The organism is Clostridium sp. AM22-11AC (genome assembly GCF_003473545.1).
In the GTDB taxonomy this organism is placed as follows: Bacteria; Bacillota; Clostridia; order Lachnospirales; family Lachnospiraceae; genus Enterocloster.
The window spans coordinates 1-10047 of the sequence record NZ_QUCM01000039.1; the positions used below are offsets into that span (position 1 = coordinate 1).

General features: G+C 40.3%; 12 protein-coding genes and 1 pseudogene. 5 read left to right on the forward strand and 8 right to left on the reverse strand.

Going from position 1 to position 10047, the window contains the following annotated elements; all coding sequences use genetic code 11:
- Nucleotides 1–49: 49 nt before the first annotated feature.
- The 8 genes and pseudogenes from DW251_RS17220 to DW251_RS17250 all read right to left on the reverse strand — a co-directional run.
- Nucleotides 50–598 (reverse strand): annotated as a pseudogene (locus DW251_RS17220) (linear amide C-N hydrolase); the annotation flags it as partial.
- A gap of 306 nt (nt 599–904) precedes the next feature.
- Nucleotides 905–1291, reverse strand: a complete 387-nt coding sequence (locus DW251_RS18430; RefSeq protein ID WP_243035029.1) for an integrase — start codon at nt 1289–1291, stop codon at nt 905–907.
- Complete coding sequence (locus DW251_RS18435) at nt 1292–1933, reverse strand: hypothetical protein (protein ID WP_243035030.1); 642 nt, start codon at nt 1931–1933, stop codon at nt 1292–1294.
- A gap of 30 nt (nt 1934–1963) precedes the next feature.
- A complete protein-coding gene (locus DW251_RS17230) occupies nt 1964–2677 on the reverse strand; it encodes a helix-turn-helix domain-containing protein (protein WP_021870341.1) in 714 nt (237 codons plus the stop codon).
- Between the two features lie 989 nt (nt 2678–3666).
- Nucleotides 3667–4284: a PBECR4 domain-containing protein gene (locus DW251_RS17235; protein WP_243035032.1), complete on the reverse strand. Its 618-nt coding sequence runs from the start codon at nt 4282–4284 to the stop codon at nt 3667–3669.
- A 417-nt stretch (nt 4285–4701) separates the two neighbouring features.
- Nucleotides 4702–4989, reverse strand: a complete 288-nt coding sequence (locus tag DW251_RS17240; protein ID WP_118301866.1) for a hypothetical protein — start codon at nt 4987–4989, stop codon at nt 4702–4704.
- A gap of 363 nt (nt 4990–5352) precedes the next feature.
- The gene (locus DW251_RS17245) at nt 5353–5604 is read right to left on the reverse strand and encodes a hypothetical protein (protein ID WP_118301867.1); all 252 of its coding nucleotides are present in this window, start codon (nt 5602–5604) and stop codon (nt 5353–5355) included.
- Nucleotides 5605–5777: 173 nt separating this feature from the next.
- Nucleotides 5778–6131: a cupin domain-containing protein gene (locus DW251_RS17250; protein ID WP_004614173.1), complete on the reverse strand. Its 354-nt coding sequence runs from the start codon at nt 6129–6131 to the stop codon at nt 5778–5780.
- 142 nt (nt 6132–6273) lie between these two features.
- Here DW251_RS17250 and DW251_RS17255 point away from each other — a divergent pair, with 142 nt between their 5' ends.
- The 5 genes from DW251_RS17255 (at nt 6274) to DW251_RS17280 (ending at nt 9856) form a co-directional block, all read left to right on the forward strand.
- Nucleotides 6274–6606, forward strand: a complete 333-nt coding sequence (locus tag DW251_RS17255) for a helix-turn-helix domain-containing protein (RefSeq protein WP_008373705.1) — start codon at nt 6274–6276, stop codon at nt 6604–6606.
- A gap of 143 nt (nt 6607–6749) precedes the next feature.
- Entirely contained in the window at nt 6750–7187 is a 438-nt protein-coding gene (locus DW251_RS17260; protein ID WP_118301868.1) for a radical SAM mobile pair system MarR family transcriptional regulator, read from the forward strand.
- Nucleotides 7184–7873: a radical SAM mobile pair protein A gene (locus DW251_RS17265; protein WP_118301869.1), complete on the forward strand. Its 690-nt coding sequence runs from the start codon at nt 7184–7186 to the stop codon at nt 7871–7873. Before DW251_RS17260 ends, DW251_RS17265 begins: the two co-directional genes overlap by 4 nt.
- On the forward strand, nt 7861–8769 hold the full coding sequence (locus tag DW251_RS17270) for a radical SAM mobile pair protein B (RefSeq protein ID WP_118301870.1): 909 nt from the start codon (nt 7861–7863) through the stop codon (nt 8767–8769). Before DW251_RS17265 ends, DW251_RS17270 begins: the two co-directional genes overlap by 13 nt.
- Nucleotides 8770–9403: 634 nt before the next feature.
- Entirely contained in the window at nt 9404–9856 is a 453-nt protein-coding gene (locus DW251_RS17280; protein ID WP_243035034.1) for a hypothetical protein, read from the forward strand.
- Nucleotides 9857–10047 lie beyond the last annotated feature (191 nt).

Below are 10047 nucleotides of genomic sequence, written 5' to 3' on the forward strand. Positions count from 1 at the left end.
ATATTGAATTTTCAAGGTGCGAAGCCCTGTTTTGGTGTGGGAAGTTTTAGTTATTTAATTGAAACATCTGCTGTGGAAATGGCGGATTATTCGTAAGCACTCCTACAGGATTATCGTAAATATGTAGACCATCTGACATAGACTCTACAGTAATTGATTCATTTTCATCAGCGATAATCCAATGTAATTGTGCTAATGGCAATTGCTCGCTGAAAGGAGTGTTAACAATATTAATTCGATTAAGAAGCTTACGAACTTCTGCTAAAGAAGCACACAGACTTAAAATCCATGGAATAAATTCAAACTGTGCAATATTTTCCACATCTGGTTGAACCTCGGAATAAACAGCATTTCCGACAAAATTCAGACCTGCCATTGCCACTCCTTTTTCATTCATCGCATCATAATATAAAGGATAATCCTCCGCAACATGAGCCATTCCAATAATTGCATAATGATTTTTCATATCGCCAACATGACGGAAATGAAATGAATAGTTACGTGGTGTAATTACTATCTGATCACCGTAAGAGAATTCATAATCGAGGGTTCGTCCAAAGTAAAAATCTTTTGTCTTATAGGTTGCTGCTGTACACATGATTGTTTATCCTCCTAAATAATATGAACTATATCAATAAGTTTTTTGTTGAACAATAGTATAGCACAATTCGATTGTTTTGTTTCAAATTCACATATAATCATACTTTCAAGGACTACATTATTTTCTGGGTATATTCCAGCATTTTTTATATAAAATTGACCTAACACTACATACAAAAGGTATTTATCTTAATTATAACTTTAAATAAATCTTATGTACATTATTTTCCATTACAAAAAGTCCACCCACATCTGGATTTCTCCTAATGCCAGTAGACTCTGTTCTATTTCCATTATTATATTTTTATTCAGCTTTCAAGCTCTTCGCCAGACTCGTCAGCAACGCCGCCATCTCCGGATTTCCCAGAACCTTCATCAAAAGGTCCGCATCCACACCTTCCGGAACAGTCACCGTGTTTGCTGTCTGACCAGCATCTGCACCCTTCATCTGCGGATTAAGATTTTCCCTGTTATAAAACGCATCCTCCATCCTCTGTGCATTCTTTCGCCTGTCCTCGTCAATGATATGGCCATATACCTCTGTCACCATGTCCGCCTGTGCATGTCCAGAATCGCCCTGAACCGCTTTAATGTCTCCTCCACTGAGCTTCAGCTTATATGTGACACTTGTATGTCGGAGACTATGAAAAACCACATCCGGCAGTCCCTGTTCATCAATAACCTTCTGCATCTAATCACGCAGATAGCTGTCTCCGATCGGAAGACCAAAGGTCGTAGCCATGACCAGATTATAATCCTGATACTCACTGCCCAGGATATCCTTTAATTCATCCTGTTCTTTTTTGATATCGACCAAAATCTGCGCCAAAAATTTAGGAATATATACTTTCCGCTCACTGGTATCCGTCTTAGGTGTTTTCAATAACCTGACGGTTTTGTTGTTTTTCCTCTGGGAAGGAAAAATCAGGATTACTTCTTTGGCGTCCAGTTCATCAACAGCATTCCTGGATACACGTTCCACCTGCTTGTTAATAAAGATATAGGCCCGGTTTTCAGCAATGGCCTCCTCCGATACATCTACGCAATCCCAGGTTAGTCCAAGAAGCTCACCAATACGGACGGTAGCCGCAAAAGCCAGATGAAATGCAACTTTTAGCCATTTGTTTTCACATGCATCAATCGCCTGCATCAGCATTTCCGCTGTCCAGATTTCCCGTTCTTCTGCTTTGTACTTCGGAAGTGTTGCATCTATTGCCGGGTTCTTGTCCATCATTTCCCACTTTACGGCTTGTCTGAAACAGCTCCTCAGCACCTTGTGGATCTGATGCACTGTCGCTGCGGTGATCATTTTGTCCTCATTCATTATGTCCATAGATCCTGACATACTCCCGCACAAGTTCTTTCACCCTGGTACATTTCGGGACAACAAAGGTTCCAAGAGACTGTTTATATTCAATTTCTTTTTTTCGCTTTTCTGCTTCTTTCTGCGTTGCGTAGCTTCCTGATATTCCTTCAGCCACTTCAGAAATTCATTCCGATGTATTCTCAGGGCCTTTCCTGCCCCGGCACTTGAAAAATGCCCCATCTGAATCCATTTGGTGATTGTTCCGCTGGTAACCCCGGCGAGGGCTGCTGCCTCCTGCAAACGGATATAGTCTTTTTCCAGATCCGTGATCGTAGGCATCCTGCCGACTTTCTGATACATGATCTGATGTTCATACCATTCTTCAAATACTTCGATCGGAATTCTTTTTGTAAAATCTACAGTTATTGTCTTCAGGTTCTGATCCCGCCAGATTTCATACAGATTTGAAGAATGGATTCCAAGAAGGTTGGCAGCGTCACGAAAAGAGTAGGAACTTTTCATCAGCTCCGCTCCCGGTTCCGCACCATTCACTTTTTTATGCTTGACCTGATTTGCATACCATTTTTCAAAACTGGCAATATCAACACGCATCTGTCCGTTCACAATATATGTCTGGAAGAAATTCCGATGCACCAGCCAGTAACTATCCGTCTTCTTAAGTCCCAAAAGCCGTCGCATCTCCGGCACGGACATGGTCTTCTTTGATTTTTCTAATATTGCTTCTTTCTGTGCTTCCATGCTGATTCCCATATTCTTTCGCCTCCCGCATTTATTTCCATCAATATATCATGAAACCCCAAAATCCTTTAGAACGTAAATTCACGTTCCCATGCCTATGCCTCTCTTTTCTGTAACGAAAAAAATCCGCCCAGAATAGATTCTTAATCTAATCTGAGCGGATAGATCCGTCAGGCCTGTTTTGTTCAGGCAAGAAAACCATATTTACATTCATTGACACCCCAATCCTTATCCTACGCTGTAGTTATCTCCGTTCGGTGCCAGGATTGAATTATTGCATTGGTGCCCGTTAAGAAATTTCGGTGCTCAATATCTGCGTTTAAGTGTTCTCTCGGTGCTCATGAGCACCGAAAAAAAGAAAAAGCAGCAATGAGCTTTTACGATCATTGCTGCAAAAAATGCACGTTCCCAGGGGGAATCGAACCCTCAACTAGTGCTTAGGAGCACAGGTTGGCGGTATAAACCGCTGTCAAGCTGTGTTCATATAAGTCAAGGAAAGCCTTGATTTTACTAACCATTTTGTCAATCCCAGTCAAAATAAGAAAACCTGTGTTAACCCCTGCCAAACCCATTTGGGGTGCTCGTCGGGTGCTCGGAGCACCCTGAGGCGATAACTATTGAGTTCCATCGAGTTCACAACTCTGGCTACCATTTCCATCTGCTACCGTAACAATGATAACTCTGTTTTCTTATTAGATTACTTATATTATACTGTGGACGGAGCCGGATGTCGATGCTTTTTTGACTACATCCTCTTATTTTTGTGTTTAACTCGATTCTAATTCATTTCTAACTCGTTTGTTGAATTACGATTTTTTCATTTCATCTTATTTCAAGTTAAAAATGAATTAAATATATATAGCACCATTCCCCTCGCCTCAATATGAATTGACTTTTCTTTCCATGAGTTGAGTTTCCTGCATGTTCAATTGACTTTTCTCGGTGCCCAGTTGACTTTTCTCAATTAAGAATTATTTCCCCAAATAAATACAAATTGATCATTACAATGAAATCAATGATTTCAACGCATCTGTGAAGCCCTCTTTTTCTATTTGAAACAGATCTTTCTTTATTTCGTAAAACAATTTATTATATGTATCATCAGCATCTGTCTTTTGTAAAATAAACATAATCTTCTGTGGATCTGAGCAATAATTCGTAATAGCACTGTTCAGTAATGTCGTTGGAACAGGCGCCTTTGTCCGGTCAACCTGATTAGTTCCCTTTTTCTTTATTCGTGAATCGTATCCTATTACCCCTGTTGAATTTCCAGTAGCCATTTCAAAGTCATTGTCTCGTGTTACTAAATCTTTTTCTCCAATTTTATAACACTTACTATTTCTCAGATCCAATATTTTCTCCATTACTCCTATTTTGGAATACATGGTACTTGCATCTCTCCGTGGCTTACACTGCTCCCTGGTAATTTCTCCCGATATACAAGCTTCATAAAATTCATTAGCATTTAGCGACCCACTCTTTATCCCTGCCAAATGCATGAAATTATTCTTACCAAATCGAACTTCATAATAGTCATAGGAATCTGACTTGCTCTTTCTAAATATGAACAATAAGGTAGTATCAACGTATTCCGAATATAAAGTTGCGCTTTTACGCAATATAGTTAACATTTCCTCAGACGTCAATATTCTTATATTCCGCGCCGTACATTTCATATTTCCCCTTAACGTAAAAGAGAAACCTTTGTATCAAAGGTTTCTCCATAGTTCTCATAAAACTGGTTTCATTATGGTGCTTTGCCACCAAATCACAGGCATTTCACCTATCCGGCTTGATTATCCTCTGGCTGAAGAGTAAGCGCAAAGTTTTAACGTTGCCAGCGCAACGGAAGCAAACACCTTATGCTTCGTGTCCTGAAATCAGGAAGAGATTTCTCTCTTGGTACTTATATTATACTCAGCATCTCCGAAAATAGCAATCTTTTTTTAATTTTATGACTGCAAGATTAGTGATTCTTTGTCCTTCCAACGCAATTGCAGACGCACTGTTGCATGGCCTACTACTATCTTTCTAGTTTACATCTCCGATTTTACATGAGATTTTCCGACAAAAGCAAATACATCTGCTACCTCTTCTTGCTTTATTGTTGCTAATTCACTTCTCCTGGTTAAAGTCGTAAACCATTCCGGCACATAAAAATTTATCTTGGGATTGTTTTCCCTGTACCATTGAATTTGTTTCCTTGCAAATTTTAAAAATCCGGGGTCTGAATGTAATCTCGCCAGCTCTTTTTTACTTAATTTTCCTATTGTTCGTTTTCTTTCACTGCCCGCCGGATAAATATCTCCAGTCCATGCATCCAAACGATATCCCGTTCCCTGCGCATGAGCATGAGGCACTGAAGGTTTATCATCTGCATCGCCTATTGTGAAAATCCATATACAGTCTTGTAATTTTTCACGCGGTGAATATAGCTACGGCCCGGGCACTTTTTTCATTCGTATTATTTTACTACGCGATCTCACCGTATTTCTTCTAATCATAAATTTTTACCTTTTCCAGTATAAATCAAACTACTTTTACCATTTCTTTTATGTACACACATAGCAGTCAGATTTTTGCTTGCAGTGTTATAACCCCAAAGAACTACTACAAAATTTTCACATTCATATGTCTGCCCTGTCATTCCATAAAGACCGCAGTGTCCAATAGTTCAAACTAATTACTTATTCACATATTTTTCTTATTTCAATTAATGATTTTGTATCCTTTATTAATCTTCGTATCTCTCGTGCATTTTCAAGTCTTGTAGAATTCACAAGAAGATTCTGCCTAATATTTTCCGAGATAGTACCTTCTTCATCCAATTCATCAAGTTCTTTCCACGCGATTTCGATTTTAGCTTCAGAATCCAGATCCGTAAATCTTATAACTCCATCAAATCTGTTAAAAATAGGATCCCCTAGTTTTTCCCTCACTTCATCCTTGGATTTATAGTTACCGAAGCTTTTGAATTTGCCCTTGAATTTGACAAAGAATCACTGATAACTTCTTGTTTGAAAAATTGAGAAAACGTAATATTGAACAAAAAAGAAATGCACAGTTCTTAGCTTATCGTGAACTGTGCATTTTTGTAAATAAATACTTTTAATTAGCCGATTACGGCATCCTCGGCTGTAAAATGTTCCAGAGAATTTTCTTTTACCTGAATGCAGATATAAGTAATTCCAGAAATATCGGATGCAAAAAACTGACGCTTTGCAGCAGGTGCGATTTTTAGCCAGTCTCCAGTTGAAAGGCTAATTTCTTCTCCATCAATTATGGCTTTGCCGTTACCTGAAAGAATTCCATAGATTTCTTCATTTTCTTTATGAGAATGAACAAATGGGACATTTGCTCCTGCAGGTAGTTCGTTTAAACTGATTTCTGCACCTGTTAAAGACAACTTTTCATGTAGCTCAATTCGGTTTTCCTTTCCAATAGTTGTTTTTGTGTAATTTGCCATAATAATACCTCCATCGTTAATTTGTAGTTTCTGGTTGCTTGGTATTAGTATAGTGTGAGACACATACAAAAACAAGTACGCACCTTTTTGTAACTGTACACTCAAAAATGAATGTGTTACAATAGACTCGGAGGTGAGAATTATGCGAGCAAAAGAAGAATTACCGGAATGCCCAGTTGCAACAGCAGTATCTCTTATCGGAGGAAAATGGAAACTGCTGATTTTGCGTAACTTGAAAGAGCGTCCATGGAGATTCAATGAGTTACAACGAAGTATAGATGGTATTTCACAAAAGGTTTTGACAGATAGTTTAAGACAAATGATGAGTGATGGGCTGGCATATCGCCACGATTACCATGAGCAGCCACCGAGAGTTGAATACGGCTTAACGGAACTCGGAACAAAAATGCTTCCAATTGTTAATTCACTTGCTGACTTTGGTAACTACTATAAATCAATTATTGAACAGAATTAAGGACGTTAGTATTTGAAAAGATCGAACAATCACAGTTTGGAGAATTGAAAAAAACGGAATTTACCTATTAAGACATATAAACTCTTGACAATAAAGCTCCTATATAGTATATTTTTAATAAACTACTATATAGGAGCTTTTGCATGGAAATGAATGGAGGATTTCTTGTCACCAAAATAAAACAGCTTGGAGACCGGATTTTCGAGAAGATTCTCAGTGAAAAGAATATTGATGCGTTTAATGGAGCCCAGGGACGTATTCTTTATGTGCTGTGGCAGGAGGATGGTATCTCAATCAGGTCACTCTCGACTAAATGCGGATTAGCGATAACATCTCTTACTACGATGCTGGAAAGAATGGAAAATCAAGGGCTGATAAGCCGTGTTCAGTCTGAAACGGACAAAAGGAAAACACTCCTGTTTCTGACTGAGAAAGCACATACCTTAAAGGGCGAGTATGATTCTGTATCTGATGAGATGGGCAATATTTACTACAAAGGTTTTTCAAAGGAAGAAATTACCCGGTTTGAGGAATGCCTCGACCGCATCAGAAAGAATCTTGAGGAGTGGCAGAAGTCATGAGTATTTGTATCAAAGATCAGATTCAGAACATGAATATCGTCATTGGCTGCACAGTGGGGTGTGCATATTGCTATGCCCGCAACAACGTGAAACGCTGGCATATGATTGATGACTTCGCTTACCCTGAATTCTTTCCGGGTAAGCTCAAGATGATGGAGAAGAAACGTCCGCAGAACTTTCTTCTTACCGGGATGAGCGATCTCTCCGGATGGAAGCCGGAATGGAGAGACGAGGTATTTGCAAAGATTCGTGAAAATCCACAGCATCAGTTCCTGTTCCTTACCAAGCGCCCCGATCTGCTGGATTTTGATACCGATCTGGAAAACGCATGGTTTGGCGTTACGGTGACGAGGAAAGCAGAACTGTGGCGTATCGACGCCCTTCGGAAAAACATCAGAGCAAAACATTACCATGTTACCTTTGAGCCGTTATTCGACGATCCCGGCACAATTGACCTTTCCGGAATCAATTGGATCGTTGTCGGCACCATGACCGGAGCTCAGAGCAGGAAGATTCATACGGAGCCGGAATGGGCATGGTCTCTGGCGGACCAGGCACATAAGCTCAGCATTCCGGTGTTTATGAAGGAAGACCTTGTCCCTATCATAGGGGATGAAAATATGATTCAGGAAATGCCGGAAGAATTTAATGAAGTGTTAGAGGTACAGAAATCATGGAAGAAGTAATAAATGGAATCCTCATTCGTGAGGTGGAAACAAAGAACATCATGACTAAGTCCAGTCTGCCGGTAGGCGGTTACTCGGTCAATCCCTATGTGGGCTGTACACATGCCTGCAAGTATTGCTATGCTTCTTTTATGAAGCGCTTTACCGGGCACAAGGAGGAATGGGGCACTTTCCTTGATGTGAAGCATTGGCCGGAAATTAAAAATCCGAAGAAATATGCCGGACAGCGGGTGGTCATCGGTTCTGTGACAGATGGCTACAATCCACAGGAGGAGCAATTCGGGAATACCAGAAAACTTCTGGAGCAGCTGATCGGCAGTGACGCAGATATTCTGATCTGCACAAAGTCGGATCTTGTGGTACGGGATATTGATCTGCTGAAGAAGCTTGGACGTGTAACCGTTTCATGGTCGATCAACACACTAGATGAAAATTTCAAGAACGATATGGACTCTGCTTCGAGCATTGAGCGCCGTATCTCTGCTATGAAGCAGGTATATGAGGCAGGTATCCGTACAGTCTGTTTCGTATCCCCGGTATTCCCCGGTATCACGGATTTTGAAGCAATCTTTGAGCGGGTAAAGGATCAGTGCGATCTGTTCTGGCTCGAAAATCTCAATCTTCGAGGCGGTTTCAAAAAGACAATTATGGATTATATCGCCGGAAAATATCCTGCTCTTGTACCACTTTACGACGAGATCTATAACAAGCATAACCGCAGCTACTTTGAAGCACTTGAAGTAAAAGCTGAGAAAATGGCTAAGAAGTATGATTGTGCCTTTGTGGATAATGAAATGCCTTACGGCAGAGTCCCGCAGGGACATCCGGTGATCGTAGATTATTTCTATCATGAGGAAATCCGTGGGACAGAGAATACCGGAAAAAGAAATCGCTAACTTCCAGTTTTACGAACTAAATTGTAACAAAATAAAAAGTCGTTTAAAGCTGCCGATTAGCACACAACAGCTTTTTGGGATGATGGTTGTGTTTGCGGCTTACCAGCGATAAACCGTCAACGTATTGATTTCACTTTAACGGCTGACGCAAACGCAAAGAGCACCTCTATACTCAATTGAGTGCAGAGGTGCTCTTGTTATTTATCATATTCGAAAAGCTAATACAGAGCTTTTGTCGGGCATACCTGGTATTAGTACGCATTTTCTTCAAAGTAGGTGTAGATTTTTCTCGAAACATAGCTTACCAGATAAGCAATAAAAGGCATCAATGAATCCCATCATGTATGTAAGGCGTTCTTTTGACGTTAGGTAGAAGTTCTCCGTCTTTAGGTACTTTGTACGGGGAGACTGTCCAAACGCCTTGTAAAGCCCCTTATCGCTTTCTAAGAGTATTCTAAGACCATCATGGTACTGCTCATAGTTTTCAAACGGTCGAGGGATTCTCAAAGTATTCGACCAAGTTCGCAGCACCCGACCGGATGCAAAGAGACGAGCGGTTTTCCATGTTACCAAGACGGAAAAAGAAATCGAAGCAAAGACGGACAGAATCTATGTAGCGCCGGAAGTCATTTTCATGCTCCGTGATTACAAGCTTGTTCAAAATCAGCATAAACAGCTTGCAGGAAACAGCTACATTGATGATGATTTGATATTTGATCATGAGGATGGTACGCATATCAGTTCACAATACGCCGATGATATGTTCCGTTCACTCTATGAGCCTTTAGGACTTCCAAAAGTAGACCTGTATAGCCTAAGGCATTTCTCAATCACAAAAAAACTTGATTATAACAGGCATGACTATGTGAGCTTGGCTAAGGATACCGCCCATCGTCAGTTGAGTACGATACAGGACTATTACGAAACGCCGGAGGACAGCGTAAGAATTGATACAGCGAAAGCGATTGGAAAGTTCCTTAGTCGCTCTGGCAAATCGGATTCTGAATCTAAAGTGACAATCTCTCTGGCAGATGAAGATTTTGCAAAAAAGCTTGAGGAAGTGGCTTCTGATTCAGCCGGAAAATAGATGCTTGAGTTTGCCATCGCCATGTACGAAAAGAATAATTCGGGCAAATAAAGGTCATCCGACACCAACCGTATTTAACGCCGCTAATCACCTAAAAATTCGGCTACTGTACAAAACCACTGAATTTACTGTATAATACCTGACTTTCGGAGTTGAAGTATAAAACATGGTGCTAAGCCAAGGATTAAAAC

What these genes read in the sequence shown, in the direction of transcription:
- DW251_RS18430 (WP_243035029.1), bottom strand. Translation starts at nt 1,291, where the DNA reads ATGCAGAAGGTTATTGATGAACAGGGACTGCCGGATGTGGTTTTTCAT.
- DW251_RS18435 (WP_243035030.1), bottom strand. Translation starts at nt 1,933, where the DNA reads ATGGACATAATGAATGAGGACAAAATGATCACCGCAGCGACAGTGCAT.
- DW251_RS17230 (WP_021870341.1), bottom strand. Translation starts at nt 2,677, where the DNA reads ATGGGAATCAGCATGGAAGCACAGAAAGAAGCAATATTAGAAAAATCA.
- DW251_RS17250 (WP_004614173.1), bottom strand. Translation starts at nt 6,131, where the DNA reads ATGGCAAATTACACAAAAACAACTATTGGAAAGGAAAACCGAATTGAG.
- DW251_RS17255 (WP_008373705.1), top strand. Translation starts at nt 6,274, where the DNA reads ATGCGAGCAAAAGAAGAATTACCGGAATGCCCAGTTGCAACAGCAGTA.
- DW251_RS17260 (WP_118301868.1), top strand. Translation starts at nt 6,750, where the DNA reads ATGGAAATGAATGGAGGATTTCTTGTCACCAAAATAAAACAGCTTGGA.
- DW251_RS17265 (WP_118301869.1), top strand. Translation starts at nt 7,184, where the DNA reads ATGAGTATTTGTATCAAAGATCAGATTCAGAACATGAATATCGTCATT.
- DW251_RS17270 (WP_118301870.1), top strand. Translation starts at nt 7,861, where the DNA reads ATGGAAGAAGTAATAAATGGAATCCTCATTCGTGAGGTGGAAACAAAG.
- DW251_RS17280 (WP_243035034.1), top strand. Translation starts at nt 9,404, where the DNA reads ATGCTCCGTGATTACAAGCTTGTTCAAAATCAGCATAAACAGCTTGCA.